10 protein-coding genes and 3 rRNA genes are annotated in these 18,914 nt (G+C 67.4%); 8 read left to right on the top strand and 5 right to left on the bottom strand.

What is annotated here, in order from left to right; genetic code table 11:
* Nucleotides 1-11: 11 nt before the first annotated feature.
* The 4 genes from ABXJ52_RS14700 (at nt 12) to rrf (ending at nt 6,771) form a co-directional block, all read left to right on the top strand.
* A complete protein-coding gene (locus ABXJ52_RS14700) occupies nt 12-1,019 on the top strand; it encodes a stage II sporulation protein M (protein ID WP_367042536.1) in 1,008 nt (335 codons plus the stop codon).
* A 598-nt stretch (nt 1,020-1,617) separates the two neighbouring features.
* Nucleotides 1,618-3,143 (top strand): 16S ribosomal RNA (locus tag ABXJ52_RS14695).
* 296 nt (nt 3,144-3,439) lie between these two features.
* Nucleotides 3,440-6,563, top strand: a 23S ribosomal RNA gene (locus ABXJ52_RS14690).
* A gap of 91 nt (nt 6,564-6,654) precedes the next feature.
* Nucleotides 6,655-6,771: ribosomal RNA gene (gene rrf / locus ABXJ52_RS14685) — 5S ribosomal RNA — on the top strand.
* Together the 16S, 23S and 5S rRNA genes form the textbook arrangement of a ribosomal RNA operon.
* 101 nt (nt 6,772-6,872) lie before the next feature.
* On the opposite strand, the gene ABXJ52_RS14680 is transcribed toward rrf, so the two are convergent.
* The 5 genes from ABXJ52_RS14680 to ABXJ52_RS14660 all read right to left on the bottom strand — a co-directional run bounded on the left by ABXJ52_RS14680 (nt 6,873) and on the right by ABXJ52_RS14660 (nt 12,870).
* The gene (locus tag ABXJ52_RS14680; RefSeq protein WP_367042534.1) at nt 6,873-8,183 is read right to left on the bottom strand and encodes a DUF58 domain-containing protein; all 1,311 of its coding nucleotides are present in this window, start codon (nt 8,181-8,183) and stop codon (nt 6,873-6,875) included.
* Nucleotides 8,183-9,163, bottom strand: a complete 981-nt coding sequence (locus ABXJ52_RS14675) for a MoxR family ATPase (protein ID WP_367042532.1) — start codon at nt 9,161-9,163, stop codon at nt 8,183-8,185. The genes ABXJ52_RS14680 and ABXJ52_RS14675 overlap by 1 nt, the downstream gene beginning before the upstream one ends.
* Entirely contained in the window at nt 9,163-10,353 is a 1,191-nt protein-coding gene (locus tag ABXJ52_RS14670; RefSeq protein WP_367049061.1) for a DUF4350 domain-containing protein, read from the bottom strand. Before ABXJ52_RS14670 ends, ABXJ52_RS14675 begins: the two co-directional genes overlap by 1 nt.
* A gap of 512 nt (nt 10,354-10,865) precedes the next feature.
* Nucleotides 10,866-11,558 carry a DUF4129 domain-containing protein gene (locus tag ABXJ52_RS14665; RefSeq protein ID WP_367042530.1) on the bottom strand — a complete coding sequence of 231 codons (693 nt, stop codon included), beginning with the start codon at nt 11,556-11,558 and terminating at the stop codon, nt 10,866-10,868.
* 4 nt (nt 11,559-11,562) lie between these two features.
* Nucleotides 11,563-12,870 carry a hypothetical protein gene (locus ABXJ52_RS14660; RefSeq protein WP_367042528.1) on the bottom strand — a complete coding sequence of 436 codons (1,308 nt, stop codon included), beginning with the start codon at nt 12,868-12,870 and terminating at the stop codon, nt 11,563-11,565.
* A 140-nt stretch (nt 12,871-13,010) separates the two neighbouring features.
* On the opposite strand from ABXJ52_RS14660, the gene mtnA reads away from it, so the two are divergent.
* The 4 genes from mtnA to ABXJ52_RS14640 all read left to right on the top strand — a co-directional run bounded on the left by mtnA (nt 13,011) and on the right by ABXJ52_RS14640 (nt 18,893).
* Nucleotides 13,011-14,204: an S-methyl-5-thioribose-1-phosphate isomerase gene (gene mtnA / locus ABXJ52_RS14655; RefSeq protein ID WP_367042526.1), complete on the top strand. Its 1,194-nt coding sequence runs from the start codon at nt 13,011-13,013 to the stop codon at nt 14,202-14,204.
* 4 nt (nt 14,205-14,208) lie between these two features.
* On the top strand, nt 14,209-14,898 hold the full coding sequence (mtrA, locus tag ABXJ52_RS14650) for a two-component system response regulator MtrA (protein WP_202121190.1): 690 nt from the start codon (nt 14,209-14,211) through the stop codon (nt 14,896-14,898).
* A 1-nt stretch (nt 14,899) separates the two neighbouring features.
* Nucleotides 14,900-17,050 (top strand): MtrAB system histidine kinase MtrB, encoded by a 2,151-nt coding sequence (gene mtrB / locus ABXJ52_RS14645; protein WP_367042523.1) that lies wholly within the window; start codon nt 14,900-14,902, stop codon nt 17,048-17,050.
* Between the two features lie 85 nt (nt 17,051-17,135).
* Nucleotides 17,136-18,893 (top strand): LpqB family beta-propeller domain-containing protein, encoded by a 1,758-nt coding sequence (locus ABXJ52_RS14640; protein WP_367049059.1) that lies wholly within the window; start codon nt 17,136-17,138, stop codon nt 18,891-18,893.
* Nucleotides 18,894-18,914: the final 21 nt, after the last annotated feature.

Raw genomic sequence — 18,914 nt, 5'->3', positions numbered from 1 at the left:
GCAGCCACCTGATGGACCTCGACGTCTTCGTCTCCGCCCACCGAGCAGAGTGGGACCGACTCGACGCCCTGCTGCGCCGTCGGCGCAGCCTCAACGGAGCCGAGGCCGACGAACTCGTCGCGCTCTACCAACGCACCGCCACCCACCTCTCCCTCATCCAGTCCAGCGCCCCGGACCCGCAGCTCACAGGCCGCCTCACCCACCTCGTGGCACGCGCGCGTAGCGCCGTGACGGGCACTCGCCGCGCATCCTGGCGAGACGCCAAACACTTCCTGAGCCACGGTTTCCCGGCAGCGGTCTACCGCTCCCGCCACTGGTGGGTGCCCACGGCCCTCCTCTCCACAGTCCTCGCGGCCGTCATCGGCTGGTGGATCGCCACACACCCCGAGGTCCAGTCCTCCATCGCGGCCCCCAGCGAACTGCGCGAGCTCACCCGTCCCGGCGGCGAGTACGAGACGTACTACTCGAGCCACCCGGCAGCATCGTTCGCGGCCCAGGTCTGGACGAACAACGCCCAAGCAGCCGCCATGTGCCTGGTCCTGGGCGCCTTCCTCTGCTTCCCCGTCATCTGGATCCTCTTCCAGAACATGCTGAACCTGGGAGTAGGCGTCGGCCTGATGTCCGACGCCGGCCGCCTGGACACCTTCCTCGGCCTGGTCCTCCCGCACGGCCTCCTGGAACTGACCGCGGTCTTCGTAGCCGCCGGTACGGGCCTGCGCCTCGGCTGGACCGTCATCGACCCGGGCCCGCGCTCACGCCGAACAGCCCTCGCCGAGGAGGGAAGAGCCGCCCTCGGCATGGCAGTGGGCCTGGCCCTGGTCCTGTTCGTCTCGGGAGCCATCGAAGGCTTCGTCACGCCCTCCGGCCTGCCGACCTGGGCCCGAATCGGCATCGGAATCGCCGCTGAACTGGCCTTCCTCGTCTACGTCTACGTCCTGGGCGGCAGGGCGGCACGAGCCGGCGCCACGGGCGACCTGGACCCCGCGGAACGCAGTGCCACGGTCCCCACTGCAGCGTGATGTGCGTCCGCCCCTGCTGACCTGCTAGTGTCCTCGACGCCCCAGAAAAACCGTTGACACGGAAGGACTGGGGAGGTAGATTCGAACAGTTGCCTAGAGCTGGACAAGTCCAGCGGCGGCAGCTAATATCTGCCTGCTTCTTGATTCTCATAAGCCAAGAAGCCGCACCCGATAAATCGGAAACTCCAGCCGGTAAGACCGGCCGAAAACTTCTGATAAAGTCGGACTCGCCGGAAAGGGAAACGCGAAAGCCGAAAGGCCGGAGCGGGAACCGGAAAGGCACCGAGGAAATCGGACACGAAAGAGTCTGATAGAGTCGGAAACGCAAGACGGCAAGAACAGCAAGACAAAATGAAACACCGAAGGGAAGCGCCCGGAGGAAAGCCCGAGAGGGTGAGTACAAAGGAAGCGTCCGTTCCTTGAGAACTCAACAGCGTGCCAAAAGTCAACGCCAGATATGTTGATACCCCGTCTTCGGCCGTCATGGTCGGGACGAGGTTCCTTTGAAGAAAACATCAGCGAGGACGCTGTGAACCGGAAGATTATTCCTCTTCCTGGTTCCGCTCAACGCGGATGTGCACCCGATTACGGGTAAACATTCACGGAGAGTTTGATCCTGGCTCAGGACGAACGCTGGCGGCGTGCTTAACACATGCAAGTCGAACGATGAAGCCCTTCGGGGTGGATTAGTGGCGAACGGGTGAGTAACACGTGGGCAATCTGCCCTGCACTCTGGGACAAGCCCTGGAAACGGGGTCTAATACCGGATGATATCCCCTCTCGCATGGGAGGGGGTTGAAAGCTCCGGCGGTGCAGGATGAGCCCGCGGCCTATCAGCTAGTTGGTGAGGTAGAAGCTCACCAAGGCGACGACGGGTAGCCGGCCTGAGAGGGCGACCGGCCACACTGGGACTGAGACACGGCCCAGACTCCTACGGGAGGCAGCAGTGGGGAATATTGCACAATGGGCGAAAGCCTGATGCAGCGACGCCGCGTGAGGGATGACGGCCTTCGGGTTGTAAACCTCTTTCAGCAGGGAAGAAGCGAAAGTGACGGTACCTGCAGAAGAAGCGCCGGCTAACTACGTGCCAGCAGCCGCGGTAATACGTAGGGCGCAAGCGTTGTCCGGAATTATTGGGCGTAAAGAGCTCGTAGGCGGCTTGTCACGTCGGTTGTGAAAGCCCGGGGCTTAACCCCGGGTCTGCAGTCGATACGGGCAGGCTAGAGTGTGGTAGGGGAGATCGGAATTCCTGGTGTAGCGGTGAAATGCGCAGATATCAGGAGGAACACCGGTGGCGAAGGCGGATCTCTGGGCCATTACTGACGCTGAGGAGCGAAAGCGTGGGGAGCGAACAGGATTAGATACCCTGGTAGTCCACGCCGTAAACGGTGGGAACTAGGTGTTGGCGACATTCCACGTCGTCGGTGCCGCAGCTAACGCATTAAGTTCCCCGCCTGGGGAGTACGGCCGCAAGGCTAAAACTCAAAGGAATTGACGGGGGCCCGCACAAGCAGCGGAGCATGTGGCTTAATTCGACGCAACGCGAAGAACCTTACCAAGGCTTGACATATACCGGAAAGCATCAGAGATGGTGCCCCCCTTGTGGTCGGTATACAGGTGGTGCATGGCTGTCGTCAGCTCGTGTCGTGAGATGTTGGGTTAAGTCCCGCAACGAGCGCAACCCTTGTTCTGTGTTGCCAGCATGCCCTTCGGGGTGATGGGGACTCACAGGAGACTGCCGGGGTCAACTCGGAGGAAGGTGGGGACGACGTCAAGTCATCATGCCCCTTATGTCTTGGGCTGCACACGTGCTACAATGGCAGGTACAATGAGCTGCGAAGCCGCAAGGCGGAGCGAATCTCAAAAAGCCTGTCTCAGTTCGGATTGGGGTCTGCAACTCGACCCCATGAAGTCGGAGTTGCTAGTAATCGCAGATCAGCATTGCTGCGGTGAATACGTTCCCGGGCCTTGTACACACCGCCCGTCACGTCACGAAAGTCGGTAACACCCGAAGCCGGTGGCCCAACCCCTTGTGGGAGGGAGCTGTCGAAGGTGGGACTGGCGATTGGGACGAAGTCGTAACAAGGTAGCCGTACCGGAAGGTGCGGCTGGATCACCTCCTTTCTAAGGAGCACTTCTTACCAACTCCGGTTGGTCAGAGGCCAGTTCATCAGCGAACGTCTGATGCTGGTTGCTCATGGGTGGAACGTTGACTATTCGGCACGATCGTTTGGCTTCACTAGTACTGCTTCGGCGTGGAACGTGAAAGTCAGGGGATCGGGCCGGGCACGCTGTTGGGTATCTGAAGGTATGGCCGTCAGGCTGCCTTCAATGCCGACCCCAGTGCACTTCGCCGCTTGGCGGGGGTGATGGGTGGTTGGTCGTTGTTTGAGAACTGCACAGTGGACGCGAGCATCTGTGGCCAAGTTTTTAAGGGCGCACGGTGGATGCCTTGGCACCAGGAACCGATGAAGGACGTGGGAGGCCACGATAGTCCCCGGGGAGTCGTCAACCAGGCTTTGATCCGGGGGTTTCCGAATGGGGAAACCCGGCAGTCGTCATGGGCTGTCACCCGCTGCTGAACACATAGGCAGTGTGGAGGGAACGCGGGGAAGTGAAACATCTCAGTACCCGCAGGAAGAGAAAACAACCGTGATTCCGGGAGTAGTGGCGAGCGAAACCGGATGAGGCCAAACCGTATACGTGTGAGACCCGGCAGGGGTTGCGTGTGCGGGGTTGTGGGATCTCTCTTTCACAGTCTGCCGGCTGTGAGGCGAGTCAGAAACCGTTGATGTAGGCGAAGGACATGCGAAAGGTCCGGCGTAGAGGGTAAGACCCCCGTAGTCGAAACATCAGCGGCTCGTTTGAGAGACACCCAAGTAGCACGGGGCCCGAGAAATCCCGTGTGAATCTGGCGGGACCACCCGTTAAGCCTAAATATTCCCTGGTGACCGATAGCGGATAGTACCGTGAGGGAATGGTGAAAAGTACCGCGGGAGCGGAGTGAAATAGTACCTGAAACCGTGTGCCTACAAGCCGTGGGAGCGTCGCGTGCAGCACTTGTGCTGTACGTCGTGACTGCGTGCCTTTTGAAGAATGAGCCTGCGAGTTTGCGGTGCGTTGCGAGGTTAACCCGTGTGGGGAAGCCGTAGCGAAAGCGAGTCCGAATAGGGCGATTCAGTAGCGCGCTCAAGACCCGAAGCGGAGTGATCTAGCCATGGGCAGGTTGAAGCGGCTGTAAGAGGTCGTGGAGGACCGAACCCACCAGGGTTGAAAACCTGGGGGATGACCTGTGGTTAGGGGTGAAAGGCCAATCAAACTCCGTGATAGCTGGTTCTCCCCGAAATGCATTTAGGTGCAGCGTCGTGTGTTTCTTGCCGGAGGTAGAGCACTGGATAGGCGATGGGCCCTACCGGGTTACTGACCTTAGCCAAACTCCGAATGCCGGTAAGTGAGAGCACGGCAGTGAGACTGTGGGGGATAAGCTCCATGGTCGAGAGGGAAACAGCCCAGAGCATCGACTAAGGCCCCTAAGCGTACGCTAAGTGGGAAAGGATGTGGAGTCGCAGAGACAACCAGGAGGTTGGCTTAGAAGCAGCCACCCTTGAAAGAGTGCGTAATAGCTCACTGGTCAAGTGATTCCGCGCCGACAATGTAGCGGGGCTCAAGCGTACCGCCGAAGTCGTGTCATTCCAGCATATAGGGCCAACGCCTGCTGGGATGGGTAGGGGAGCGTCGTGTGCCGGGTGAAGCTGCCGCGGAAGCGAGTGGTGGACGGTTCACGAGTGAGAATGCAGGCATGAGTAGCGATACATACGTGAGAAACGTGTGCGCCGATTGACTAAGGGTTCCTGGGTCAAGCTGATCTGCCCAGGGTAAGTCGGGACCTAAGGCGAGGCCGACAGGCGTAGTCGATGGATAACCGGTTGATATTCCGGTACCCGCTGTGAAGCGTCAAACATCGAGCCCATTAATGCTAAGGCCGTGAAGCCGTCCTGGAGCCTTCGGGCAAAGGGAAGTGGTGGAGCCGCCGACCCAAGGTGGTAGTAGGTGAGTGATGGGGTGACGCAGGAAGGTAGTCCAGCCCGGGCGGTGGTTGTCCCGGGGTAAGGGTGTAGGGCGTGTGATAGGTAAATCCGTCACACTTGTGCCTGAGACCTGATGCCGAGCCGATTGTGGTGAAGTGGATGATCCTATGCTGTCGAGAAAAGCCTCTAGCGAGTTTCATGGCGGCCCGTACCCTAAACCGACTCAGGTGGTCAGGTAGAGAATACCGAGGCGTTCGGGTGAACTATGGTTAAGGAACTCGGCAAAATGCCCCCGTAACTTCGGGAGAAGGGGGGCCATCACTGGTGATTGGATTTACTCCATGAGCTGGGGGTGGCCGCAGAGACCAGCGAGAAGCGACTGTTTACTAAAAACACAGGTCCGTGCGAAGCCGTAAGGCGATGTATACGGACTGACGCCTGCCCGGTGCTGGAACGTTAAGGGGACCGGTTAGTCAACTTTCGGGTTGGCGAAGCTGAGAACTTAAGCGCCAGTAAACGGCGGTGGTAACTATAACCATCCTAAGGTAGCGAAATTCCTTGTCGGGTAAGTTCCGACCTGCACGAATGGCGTAACGACTTCTCGACTGTCTCAACCATAGGCCCGGTGAAATTGCACTACGAGTAAAGATGCTCGTTTCGCGCAGCAGGACGGAAAGACCCCGGGACCTTTACTACAGTTTGATATTGGTGTTCGGTTCGGCTTGTGTAGGATAGGTGGGAGACTTTGAAGCGGGCACGCCAGTGTTCGTGGAGTCAACGTTGAAATACCACTCTGGTCGTGCTGGATGTCTAACCTGGGTCCGTGATCCGGATCAGGGACAGTGTCTGATGGGTAGTTTAACTGGGGCGGTTGCCTCCCAAAGAGTAACGGAGGCGCCCAAAGGTTCCCTCAGCCTGGTTGGTAATCAGGTGTTGAGTGTAAGTGCACAAGGGAGCTTGACTGTGAGACCGACGGGTCGAGCAGGGACGAAAGTCGGGACTAGTGATCCGGCGGTGGCTTGTGGAAGCGCCGTCGCTCAACGGATAAAAGGTACCCCGGGGATAACAGGCTGATCTTCCCCAAGAGTCCATATCGACGGGATGGTTTGGCACCTCGATGTCGGCTCGTCGCATCCTGGGGCTGGAGTCGGTCCCAAGGGTTGGGCTGTTCGCCCATTAAAGCGGTACGCGAGCTGGGTTTAGAACGTCGTGAGACAGTTCGGTCCCTATCCGCTGTGCGCGTAGGAATATTGAGAAGGGCTGTCCCTAGTACGAGAGGACCGGGACGGACGAACCTCTGGTGTGCCAGTTGTCCTGCCAAGGGCATGGCTGGTTGGCTACGTTCGGAAAGGATAACCGCTGAAAGCATCTAAGCGGGAAGCCTGCTTCGAGATGAGTATTCCCACCCCCTTTGAGGGGTTAAGGCTCCCAGTAGACGACTGGGTTGATAGGCCAGATCTGGAAGCCCGGTAACGGGTGGAGGTGACTGGTACTAATAGGCCGAGGGCTTGTCCTCAGTTGCTCGCGTCCACTGTGTTGGTTCTGAAACCACGAACAACCCCGTATGTCGGGCCACGACTACGGTGCGGTTGACAGTTTCATAGTGTTTCGGTGGTCATAGCGTGAGGGAAACGCCCGGTTACATTCCGAACCCGGAAGCTAAGCCTCACAGCGCCGATGGTACTGCAGGGGGGACCCTGTGGGAGAGTAGGACGCCGCCGAACTATTATTAACGGGAAACCCCCGCACCCTCAGGGTGCGGGGGTTTTCTGCGTTATGGACTTTTGTGGTCAAGGCCCCTTTTCGGGGCCTTTTTTGTTTTCCGTCAGAGGCGGCCGGCTGCCTTTAGTGACAGGTAGGCGTCTGCCAGTGCCGGGGCCAAGTCCGTCGGTGTTGCGTCGACGACCGTGACTCCGTGGCGGACCAGTTTTTCTGCCGTGCGGTGGCGTTCCGTGTGGGCCTGGGCGGCGGCAGCAGCGTCGTACACAGCCTCTGTTGTTCCGCGGGCCTTGGACATCTGCTCTATGTGCGGGTCGGCCACCGATGCCACGAGGACTGTGTGGCGTTGGGTGAGGCGGGAGAGCACGGGGAGCAGGCCTTCCTCGATGGGGGCCGCGTCCAGGCTGGTCAGCAGCACTACCAGGGAGCTGCGGGTTGCCGTGCGGAGAGCCGTTGAGGTCAGGCCTCGGGCGTCCGTTTCGACGAGTTCCGGTTCGAGCGTGGCCAGGGCGTTGACGACCGAGGGGAGTACCTCGCCTGCGGCTTTGCCTTGGACCAGGGCGCGTACGCGGCGGTCGTATGCGAGGAGGTCAACTCTGTCGCCCGCTCGGGAGGCCAGGGCCGCGAGGAGCAGGGCCGCGTCCATCGAGGCGTCGAGGCGCGGGGCGTCGCCGACGCGGCCCGCCGAGGTGCGGCCGGTGTCGAGGACCAGCAGGATGTGACGGTCGCGTTCGGGGCGCCAGGTGCGGATGGCGACATTGGACTGGCGGGCGGTGGCGCGCCAGTCGATGGAGCGGGTGTCGTCGCCGGGGACGTAGTCGCGGAGGCTGTCGAATTCCGTGCCCTGGCCGCGGGTCAGGACGCTGGTGCGGCCGTCGAGTTCGCGGAGGCGGGCCAGCTTGGACGGGAGGTGCTTCCGGCTGGTGAAGGGGGGCAGGACGCGGAGGGTCCAGGGGACTTTGTGGCTGCCCTGGCGGGTGAGGAGGCCGAGGGGGCCGTACGAGCGGATAGTGACGCGGTCTGCCTGGTGGTCGCCTCGGCGGGTGGGGCGCAGGCGGGTGGTGAGGCGGCGGCGCTCGCCGGGAGGGATCGTCAGGCGGTGGCGGGACGCGTCGACCTCGGTGCCGGGGTGCCAGCTGCTGGGGGGCCAGGCGTCGCGGACCTGGGCTCGCAGGGGCCGGCCTGAGGGGTTGGTGACGGTCAGCTCGATGGCGGCGGGTTCTCCGAGGCGTACGGAGGTGTCGCCTGTGCGGGTCAGGCCCAGGCGTCGCACGGGAGCGGCCAGGGCGAAGTCGCAGGCGCAGGCCAGGGCCAGTGGGGCGTTCACGGCGAGGACGCCGGTCCAGCTGGGGTCCCAGATGCCTACGGGGAGACTGCCGAGGGCCGCCAGGAGGGCTGTGCGGCCGGTGAGGGCCATCAGCGGGGGACCGGGACGTGGGCGAGGATCGCGTTGATCACGGAGTCGGCTGTCACGCCCTCCATCTCGGCCTCCGGGCGGAGTTGGACGCGGTGGCGGAGCGTGGGGAGGGCGAGGGCCTTCACATCGTCGGGGATGACGTAGTCGCGGCCCGTCAGCCAGGCCCAGGCGCGGGCCGTGGAGAGGAGCGCGGTCGCGCCGCGGGGGGAGGCGCCCAGGGTGAGGGACGGGGATTCGCGGGTGGCGCGGCAGATGTCCACCACGTAGGCGGTGATCTCCGGGGAGACGGATGTCTTGGCGACCGCGTTCCGGGCTGCCTCCAGATCGGCTGGGCCCGCTACGGGGCGGATGCCGGCGGCCTTGAGGTCGCGGGGGTTGAAGCCTTCCGCGTGGCGGGTGAGGACGTTGATCTCGTCCTGGCGGGAGGGGAGCGGGACGGTGAGCTTGAGGAGGAAACGGTCCAGCTGGGCTTCGGGGAGGGGGTACGTGCCCTCGTACTCGACCGGGTTCTGGGTGGCCGCGACGAGGAAGGGCTCGGGGAGGGGACGCGGGGTGCCGTCGACCGTGACCTGGCGTTCTTCCATCGCTTCGAGGAGGGAGGACTGGGTCTTGGGCGGGGTGCGGTTGATCTCGTCGGCGAGGAGCAGGTTGGTGAAGACCGGGCCCGGCTGGAAGGAGAACTCGGTGGTGCGGGCGTCGTAGATGAGGGAGCCGGTGACGTCGCTCGGCATCAGGTCCGGGGTGAACTGGACGCGTTTGGTGTCGAGTTCGAGGGAGGCGGCGAGGGCGCGGACGAGCAGGGTCTTCGCGACTCCAGGTACGCCTTCGAGGAGGACGTGGCCGCGGCAGAGGAGGGCCACGACGAGGCCCGTCACCGCGGGGTCCTGGCCGACCACGGCCTTGGAGATCTCGGTGCGCAGGGACTCCAGGGAGGAGCGGGCGCTGCCGGAGCTCCCGGCGTTGTCAGTGGTCGGGTCCATCATGAAGTACGTACCTCTCTTTCGAGGGCGTCGAGTTGGTCGGCGAGGGTGATGAGGGCTGCGTCGGTGGCGGGAGGTGGGCCGAAGAGGAGGGGGTGCAGGTCCTGGCCGGGGGCGTGGAGCCTGGTGGACAGGGCGGGGAGCAGGGTCTCGGGCGTGTGCGCCTGGGCGGGGGATACACCGAGGAGGGGGGCGATGCGGGTGCGGGTGGCCGAGCGGAGGGCGGCGGACGCGCGGTCACGGGCGTTGGCCTTGCGGTAGAGGCGGGCCCTGCCTTCGACGGTTTCGGAGGCGCGGATGGCGACGGGGAGGCGTTCGGGGACCAGCGGGCCGAGGCGGCGGGCTCGCCACAGGGCGGCGAGTGCGGCGGCGATGGTGAGTTGCAGGGTGCCCCAGAGCCAGCCGTCGGGGATGAGGTCGAAGAAGCTGCGGTCGGCGGAGTCGTCGCTCGCCGTGCCATCGGCGGGGGAGGGGAGGTACCAGACCAGGTTCGGGTGGGAGCCGAGGAGTTGCAGGGCCAGTGAGGCGTTGCCCTGCTTGTCGAGGCGGTCGTTGAAGAGGACGTCGGGGGCGCCGAGTACGACGGTGTCGCCGGGCCCTTCGGCGGCCGGGAGCCGCAGCAGGCCGGGGAGGCCGTCGCTGAGGTAGCAGGCGTCGGCGTCCGGGGCGAGGGTCTCGTAGCGGCGGCCGCCCACGTCGGCGGGGCCTGCGCGTTCGGCGGCGGGGAGGTCGCAGCGGGGGGAGAGCGTCGAGTCGAGGCTGGGGGTGGCGTCCGCGGTGGCCCCGGGCGCGAGGGTGCTGACCGAGGGGGTGCCGGGGGCGAGCAGCACGGTGCGGCCTCGGGAGTCCTCGGTGGCCGCGTGGAGGCGTGACTGCTGGCGCTCGGTGAGCCGGTCGGGCTCGGCCACCAGGAGCGTGGTGTCCGGACCCGCCGCCGACCTGGCCTCCTCGGAGGTGGTGACCACGCGGGTGGATACGCCGCGGTCGGCGAGGAGTTCGGCGACGGCGCGGCTGCCGTAGGTATCGGCCGAGCGTGGGTCCAGGCGGCCGTGCTGGGCGCCGGAGCGGGCGGCCGCGATGGCGATGGCGGCTGCCAGGAGGACGACCAGGGCGAGGAGGATGCCACGGGTTCTGGTCCAGAGCTGGCGGGGGGTTGGGGCGGAGGAGGTGGGCGCCGGAGAGGCGGGGATGGCGGGGTCGGGGGAGGCCCCGAGCCCGGGTTCTGCCTCGGTGCCGGTCCCGGCTGCCGGGGCGGGTGCGAGGGCTGTGGTGGAACGGGCGGTGGGGGTGGTTGCGGCGGTGGTTGTGGTGGAGGGGGCCGTGGGCAGGCGGGTGGCCTGGGTGGTGGCGGGGGCTGGGATCGCGGAGGCGGTGGTGGTGGCGGTGGGTCCGCTGCCGGTGGTGCTTTTGCTTTCGCCGGGGTGAGGCTTCGCGCTGGGGCCGGCGTTGTTCTGGTCCACGCCCTTGGCGGTGGGGCGGGTGCTGCTCGGGTTCTCGCCTCTGTGGGGGCGGGCTTCGGTGGTGTGCTTGCCTTCGTCGGGGCGGGCGTCGTCGGCGTTCTCGTCCCCGGGGGGCGTGGGGTCCTCGGGGCCGGGTGTCCCGTCCGTGGCGCGGGCCTTGCGCTCGGTCTCGTTCGCCGTCGCGTCGGACGTCGGGGAGGGTTTTGGGGCGTCGTCCGGGTTGGGTGGGTCCTGGGGGGCCGTCAATTGGGGGCTCCCTGGGGGGTGTGGGGCAGGGTTGGTTTTGTTGTTGTTAGGGCCTTGTCCAGGGTTGTCAGGCGGTCGTACGTCGACTCTGTCGCTGTGCGGGCGCCGTACGTGATGGCGTCGAACGACTGGGCCGCCGCGCGGAGTTCGGTGGCGTGGGTCGGCATGGGGACGGCGGCTTCCGCTGCTGCTTCGTCCGCTGTGCGGCCCGGGCGGGGGTCGAGGAGCGCGCGCTCCTCCAGGGAGCGGACCATCGCCCGCATGCGTTCCTGGACCGCTTGGTTCCAGTGGCCCTGGGCTGCGTGTGCCTCGGCGGCTGCGCGGTGTTCCGCCGCGGTGCGCGGGCGGTCGTCGAAGAGGGCGGGGGACGAGGTGGGGGCGCGGTGCGGGGTGCCGAGGCGCCACCACAGGGCCGCCGCGATGGCCAGTACGGCGACGATGACGACGAAGAGGCCGAGTGCGCCGCCCGGGGTTGCCCCCGAGGCGGCGGTGAACAGGCCGTCCACCCACTCCCAGAAGCGGTTCAGGGCACGCTGCAGGAGGCTGGGGTCGTTCTCGTGGTACGCGGGGTCGGACAGTTCGCGTTCGGCCGCCTCCCGTGCGGGGGCGCGCGGGATCGTCACCGGTGGGTCGTCGTCGCCCCTGCGCAGGACGACCGCCGTTGCTCCGCGCAGTGCTGCCCCCGTCACCGCATCAGCTCCCCGGGGTTCCGGGGGTGTTGGGTCCGCCGGTGCCCTGGAGGCCGGCCGCACGGGCCAGTTCCAGGTCGAGGGCCTCGCGGCGGATGCGCTGGTCGATGTAGAGGAGGACCGTGACGCCTGCCGTGATCGGGAACGTGAGCATCGAGCCGATGACCGAGCCGATGCCGCTGACGATCAGGAAGGTCCAGCCGAGTTCGTCGGTGCCGCCATCGAGGAAGCTGGTGACGCCGTCGCCGCTCACCGCGCCCGCGATGAGGGTGAAGGGGATGACGATGATCGACGCCACTACGTTGGCGATGATCGCGGCGAGCAGCTGGATACCGAAGACGCGCCACCAGGAGCCGCGCACCAGCTTCACCGAGCGGGTCATCGACTTCTTCACGCCCTGCTTCTCCAGCATCAGGGCGGGCGAGGCGAGCGAGAGGCGGACGAGCAGCCAGACGGCGACGATCAGGGCGGCGAATCCGCCGAGGACGGCCAGGCTGATGCCCGCGTCCGTCGCACCGGCCACCGCGATCAGTACGCCGGGCACGGAGCCGACGGCGACGACCGCCACGCCGATGAGCGGGAGCAGCAGCGTCAGGCCGATCAGCCTCGGCAGCTGCGGCTTGGCGTCCTGCCAGGCCTCGGCCGTGGTGACCGGCTTCCCGAGCACCGCGCGGCTGGTGACCATCGTCAGCAGGGCGGTGGCGATGACCGTGCCGAGCAGGGTGATCAGCAGGACCACGCCGGAGCTCAGCAGGGTGTCGCCCAGGGCGCGGGTCAGTTCGCCGACGGTGGCGCTCGGGTCGTCCAGGGCCTCCGTGGAAGCGCTGTTGTTGAGGACGAACTTCTGGAGCAGGATGACGACGATCTCCGTGAACACGGCCACGGCGAGGGAGATGCCGAGCACCGTGCGCCAGTACGTACGCATCGTGGAGACCGCGCCGTCCAGGATCTCGCCGACGCCCAGGGGCCGCAGCGGGATCACGCCGGGCTTGGCGGCCGGCGGCGGGCCCTGCCAGGCGCCCCAGCCGGGGTAGCCGCCCGGGCCACCGGGTCCACCGGGGCCGGGGCCGCCCGGACGTCCGCCTCCCCAGCCGCCGCCGGGCGGCGGCGGGGGAGGAGGGGTCTGGCCGGGGGCCGGCGGGCTGGGGGCGGACCACTGGGCGGGCGGTGGCTGCTCCTTGGACCACTTCGATGGAGGACCGTCGGGGCGGTCCGCGGGCTCGGCGGGTTCGCGCTTGCCGGAGTCCTGTCCGTCGTCGGAGGGGTCGGAGGGGGCAGATCCGGGCGAAGCCCAGCCCGGAGTGTCGTTCATCGTCGCTCCTTCACGGTGCCCGTCCGCGGTCGCGGCGGCAGGTTGGCAGCCATCGTGCCACGGCACACCCGTGCGGTGACCGGGCAGCGTATGGGCTGCACACCTTCAATTGTCCGTCAGGTACGGGGCAGACTGGGCGGATGGCTGATCAGTACGCGCAATCAGGCGAGGACACACGGCCGACCGAGACGCCGACGAGCTCGGCGAACACAGACAAAGCGGCGCAACCGGCGATCTCCGCGATCCGCTGGGCCGAGCCGCCGGAGGGCCCCGTACTGGTCCTCCTGGACCAGACCAGGCTGCCCGGCGAGGAGACCGAGCTGGTGTGCACGGACGCGCCCGCCCTGGTGCAGGCGATCCGCACGCTGGCGGTGCGCGGGGCGCCGCTGCTCGGCATAGCAGGTGCCTACGGCGTCGCGCTGGCCGCCGTACGCGGCTTCGACGTGGACGAGGCGGCGGGCGCGATCGCGGGGGCGAGGCCCACCGCGGTGAACCTCGGGTACGGCGTACGCAGGGCCCTGACGGCATACCGCGCAGCGGTCGCGGGCGGGGTCGGCCAGGAGCGGGCGGGCGCGGCCGCGCTCGCGGCGGCGCGGGCGCTGCACCGGGAGGACGCCGAGGCCAGCGGGAGGATGGCGGCGCACGGTCTTGCGCTCCTCGACGAGCTGTTGCCCGGCGGCGGTCACCGGATCCTCACGCACTGCAACACGGGGGCGCTGGTCTCGGGCGGGGAGGGCACGGCGTTCGCGGTGGCCCTTGCCGCGCACCGGCAGGGGCGTCTGCGCAGGCTGTGGGTGGACGAGACGCGTCCCTTGCTGCAGGGTTCGAGGCTGACCGCGTATGAGGCGGCGCGGGCCGGAATGGCGTACACCTTGCTTACGGACAATGCGGCGGGGTCGCTGTTCGCGGCGGGTGAGGTGGATGCCGTGCTGATCGGCGCGGACCGCATCGCGGCCGACGGTTCGGTGGCCAACAAGGTGGGGAGCTATCCGCTCGCGGTGCTCGCCCGCTACCACCACGTGCCGTTCATCGTGGTGGCGCCGGTGACGACCGTGGACCCGGACACCCCGGACGGAGCGTCCATCGAGGTGGAGCAGCGGGCGAGTCATGAAGTGACGGAGGTCACGGCACCGTATGTGCCGATGGCCGGGCTTGAGGCGGGAGGCGGGATCGCGGTGGCACCTCTGGGGACCCAGGCGTACAACCCCGCGTTCGATGTGACACCGCCGGAGTTGGTGACGGCGATCGTCACCGAGGAAGGCGTCGTGTCGCCCGTGACAGCAGGGGGCCTCGGCGAGCTGTGTGCCAGGTCACGCCAGGTATCGATGAGCTAATGGGATGATGTCAGGCATGAAGGGACGAGTCCTTGTCGTCGACGACGACACCGCACTGGCCGAGATGCTCGGGATTGTGCTGCGTGGTGAAGGTTTTGAGCCGTCGTTCGTAGCTGATGGCGACAAGGCGCTGGCCGCTTTCAGGGAGGCAAAGCCGGATCTTGTACTGCTGGATTTGATGTTGCCGGGCCGTGATGGCATCGAGGTGTGCCGCCTGATCAGGGCGGAGTCCGGGGTGCCGATCGTCATGCTCACGGCCAAGAGCGACACGGTGGACGTCGTCGTGGGTCTTGAGTCCGGCGCCGATGACTACATCGTGAAGCCTTTCAAGCCGAAGGAGCTCGTGGCCCGCATCAGGGCGCGGCTGCGGAGGTCCGAGGAGCCCGCGCCGGAGCAGCTGACCATCGGTGACCTGGTCATCGACGTGGCGGGGCACTCCGTGAAGCGGGAGGGCCAGTCGATCGCGCTGACCCCGCTGGAGTTCGACCTGCTCGTGGCGCTGGCCCGCAAGCCGTGGCAGGTGTTCACGCGTGAGGTGCTGCTCGAGCAGGTCTGGGGCTACCGCCACGCGGCCGACACCCGTCTGGTGAACGTGCACGTCCAGCGGCTGCGCTCGAAGGTCGAGAGGGACCCCGAGCGCCCGGAGATCGTGGTGACCGTCCGCGGTGTCGGCTACAAGGCCGGACCGAGCTGACATGTCACGGGACAGTTCCCCCGTGCCGCCCGGGGCTCCGGCTCCGGGCGGTCGCCCGGGGCGGACTGGGGGGCGGCGTGCCTCGACGTTCGGGCGGCTCCTCGACGGCGGTCTGCTGCTGCAGGACGGGGTGCAGGGCAGTCCCGTCCTGAGGCTCTTCGTGCGCTGGGTGCGGCGTCCGCTGCTGCCCGCCGTGCGGCTGTGGCGGCGCAACATCCAGCTGAAGGTCGTCGTCACGACCCTGCTGATGTCGCTCGGCGTCGTGCTCATGCTCGGGTTCGCCGTCATGAGCTCCGTGAACAACGGCCTGCTCAAGGCCAAGGTGAAGGCCTCGCAGAGCCAGGCCGACGGTGGATTCAGGGCGGCTCAGGAGGAGGCGAACTCCGCTCGGCCGCGCTCCGGGCAGGACGGTGGTGGCGGCACGCCCGACGGAGGGACCACGCCGCCCACGGCTGTCTGGATGTCCGACCTGGTCGAGCAGCTCTCCAGTGGTGGCCAGAGCGCGTTCAACGTGGTCACGCTGAGCCCGACGTCCCCTGCCCGCGACGACAGTGTGCGCGGGCCGCGCGCCTCCGGGGGCGTGGACCCGATCCAGAGCGTTCCCGAGGCGCTGCGCAGCAGCGTCGACGAGGGCACCAGGGCCTATCAGAGCAATACGCGGATCGTCTTCAACGACGGTCGTGACGCCCAGCCGGGCCTGGTCATCGGCAAGCGTCTGAACGACCTGAACGGCAAGCCGTACCAGCTGTACTACCTTTTCCCGCTGACGCAGGAGGAGGAGTCCCTCGGCGTCGTCAGGACGACGCTGGCCACCGCGGGTCTGTTCGTCGTGGTGCTCCTCGGTGCCATCGCCTGGCTGGTGGTGCGCCAGGTCGTCACGCCGGTACGGATGGCCGCGGGCATCGCCGAGCGCTTGTCCGCCGGGCGCCTTCAGGAACGTATGAAGGTCACCGGAGAGGACGACATCGCGCGGCTCGGCGAGGCCTTCAACAAGATGGCGCAAAACCTCCAGCTGAAGATCCAGCAGCTGGAGGAGCTCTCGCGGATGCAGCGGCGGTTCGTCTCGGACGTGTCGCACGAGCTGCGTACGCCGCTGACGACCGTACGGATGGCGGCCGATGTCATCCATGACGCGCGCGTGGACTTCGATCCGGTGACCGCGCGGTCGGCCGAGCTGCTCGCCGACCAGCTGGACCGCTTCGAGACGCTGCTCGCGGACCTTTTGGAGATCAGCCGGTTCGACGCGGGCGCGGCGGCCCTGGAGGCCGAGCCGATAGACCTGCGTGAGGTCGTACGACGGGTCGTGGGCGGCGCGGAGCCGCTCGCGGAGCGCAAGGGGACACACATAAGGGTCGTCGGGGACCAGCAGCCGGTGGTCGCCGAGGCCGACGCGCGCCGGGTGGAGCGGGTTCTTCGCAACCTCGTGGTCAACGCCGTGGAGCATGGTGAGGGCCAGGACGTCGTGGTGCGGCTCGCGGCGGCGGGCGGCGCGGTCGCGGTCGCGGTGCGGGACTACGGAGTGGGGCTGAAGCCGGGTGAGGCGACCCGGGTGTTCAGCCGCTTCTGGCGGGCCGACCCGGCACGCGCGCGTACCACCGGTGGTACGGGCCTCGGGCTCTCCATCGCCCTCGAAGACGCACGGCTGCACGGCGGCTGGCTGCAGGCGTGGGGCGAGCCGGGCGGCGGTTCGCAGTTCCGTCTGACGCTGCCGCGCACGGCGGACGAGGCGCTGCGGGGCTCGCCGATACCGCTGGAGCCCGAGGATTCGCGGCGCCACCGAGGCCTGACCGACGCGGGCCTTCCGTCCGGCGGCGCGAACAAGCTCGCCACGGTGCCCGCGCAGCCCGCCGTGTCGGAGCGGGTGCCGCCACCTGTCCCGGCGAAGGCGCCGATCGCGCCGCGCCTCGCCCAGGCGGCCACGACGGCGGACCCCACGGCGTTGCCCGGCAGCGGCGCGCGGGTCGTGCCGCGGCGCCCGCTGGATGACTCCGACCCGAGCGCCGGTTCCGGCGCCCCGGGGGCGGACGCCGCAGCGGGCACCGGCGCGGGCTTCGCGGCGGACACGGGTCGCGCGGGCGATGTCGCGGGCGAGCACGCGGGTGAGACGGAAACGGATCCCGCAAGGGAAGGGGAGGCCTCTCGTGGGCGCTGACCACGATCGCCGCGCTCGTCGGCGTCCACTGCGGGCCGGTGTGCTGTTCGGCTCCTGCGGGGTGCTGCTCGCGGGGTGTGCCTCCATGCCCGACAGCGGGAACCTGAAGGCGGTCGACGCCTCCCAGCGGCCGGACTCGCAGTCGCAGGTGCGGGTCTACGCGATGCCGCCCGGTGAGGACGCGGCCCCCGTGGAGATCGTCCAGGGCTTCCTGGAGGCGCTGACCAGCGATGACCCCGAGTTCGCGATGGCGCGCAAGTATCTGACCAAGAAGGCGTCCAGGACCTGGAACCCCGATGTGCAGACCACGGTGCTCGAGAACGGGCTGACCCCGGGGACGGGCAGCGTCGGGGACGACGGTGACACCGGGCGCTCGTTCCCGCTGACCGGCCGCAAGGTCGCCACCGTGGACAAGGAGCACGCCTACCAGCTGGACGACCGCCCGTACAGCGAGTTCGTGCACCTCACCCAGCAGGACGGGCCGAACGGCAAGGAGTGGCGGATCGACGGGGTGCCGCAGGGCGTCGTGCTCGGACAGTCCGACTTCCAGCGCATCTACTGGTCCGTCAACAAGTACTACTTCGCGACCCGTTCGTTGGGTACGCCCAGTGCCGGTCAGGAGGGGCTCGTCGCCGACCCCGTCTACATACGCCAGCGAATAGACCCGGTGACGGAGACGGTCAAGGCGTTGCTCGACGGGCCGACCGCCTGGCTCAAGCGGGTCGTGGGCACGCGCTTCCCCTCGGACACGCGACTCAAGGCGGGCACCAGGACAATGGCGCCCGACGACCAGGGCAAGCTGACGGTGCCGTTGAACGGGAAGGCCGACGCCATAGGCCAGGAGCGGTGCACGGAGATGGCCGCCCAACTGCTCTTCACCCTCCAGGACTTGACGTCCTCCGGTGTCGAGGAGGTGGAGCTCCAGCGCCGCAACGGCTCGCAGCTGTGCGTCCTGAGCAAGGAGCGGGCCGAGTCCGTCGCCTCGCGCCGCACCGCGGAGAACCCCGTCTATCAGTACCTCATCGACGACAAGCGGCGCCTGGTGCGGATGCGGGCCGGCGAGAGCGACAAGAAGGCGCCGGAGCCCGTGCGGGGGCAGTTGGGCAGTGGCGGGCAGCCGTTGCGCTCCGCCGCCGTGTCGCGGGACGAGGAGCGGGCGGCCGGGGTGTCGCTCGACGGGCGCTCGCTCTACATGGGGTCGCTGGTCTCCGAGAGCGCGCTCGGCAAGCCCGAGGTGCGCAGCAAGGCCAAGTCGGAGGAGGACGGTCTCTCGACGCCGAGTTGGGACGGCCGCGGCGACCTTTGGGTGGCGGATCGTGACCCGAAGCGGCCGCGGCTCCTGTGGCTGGAGCAGGGCGCGGGTGAGCCGCTGTCGGTCAAGATCCCCAACCTCGACGGGCGGATCGAGGCGGTGCGGGTGTCGGCGGACGGTGTACGGGTCGCGCTCCTCGTGAAGAAGGACGGTAAGACGTCCCTGCAGATCGGCCGCGTCGAGCGGACCGGCGCCAAGGGCGAGCAGCCGGAGATCTCCGTGGACGAACTGCGCCGGGCGGCACCGCAGATGGAGGAGGTCACCGCCATGTCGTGGGCGGGCGGCAGCCGTCTCGTGGTGGTCGGGCGCGAGTCCGGCGGCGTGCAGCAGATGCGGTACGTGCAGAGCGACGGTTCGGTGCCCGCCAACGCGACGCTGCCCGGTCTCACGGGCGTGAAGGAGATAGCGGCGTCCGAGGACGAGCGGCAGCCGCTGGTGGCGCACTCGGACGACGGGATAGTGCGGCTGCCGACGGGCGCTCAGTGGCAGACGGTGGTCAAGGAGGGGACAGCGCCGGTTTATCCGGGCTGAGCCCCCGCCGGGCTGCGAGTC

The sequence above is a fragment of the Streptomyces sp. Je 1-332 genome, from assembly GCF_040730185.1.
Taxonomy (GTDB): Bacteria; Actinomycetota; Actinomycetes; order Streptomycetales; family Streptomycetaceae; genus Streptomyces.
This window is presented reverse-complemented; position numbering and strand designations above follow the sequence as displayed.

Coding starts and splice junctions, on each gene's coding strand:
- ABXJ52_RS14660 (WP_367042528.1), bottom strand. CDS start 12,870: ATGAACGACACTCCGGGCTGGGCTTCGCCCGGATCTGCCCCCTCCGAC.
- ABXJ52_RS14700 (WP_367042536.1), top strand. CDS start 12: ATGGACCTCGACGTCTTCGTCTCCGCCCACCGAGCAGAGTGGGACCGA.
- ABXJ52_RS14680 (WP_367042534.1), bottom strand. CDS start 8,183: ATGGCCCTCACCGGCCGCACAGCCCTCCTGGCGGCCCTCGGCAGTCTC.
- mtrA (WP_202121190.1), top strand. CDS start 14,209: ATGATGTCAGGCATGAAGGGACGAGTCCTTGTCGTCGACGACGACACC.
- mtnA (WP_367042526.1), top strand. CDS start 13,011: ATGGCTGATCAGTACGCGCAATCAGGCGAGGACACACGGCCGACCGAG.
- ABXJ52_RS14640 (WP_367049059.1), top strand. CDS start 17,136: ATGCCCGACAGCGGGAACCTGAAGGCGGTCGACGCCTCCCAGCGGCCG.
- ABXJ52_RS14675 (WP_367042532.1), bottom strand. CDS start 9,163: ATGGACCCGACCACTGACAACGCCGGGAGCTCCGGCAGCGCCCGCTCC.
- mtrB (WP_367042523.1), top strand. CDS start 14,900: ATGTCACGGGACAGTTCCCCCGTGCCGCCCGGGGCTCCGGCTCCGGGC.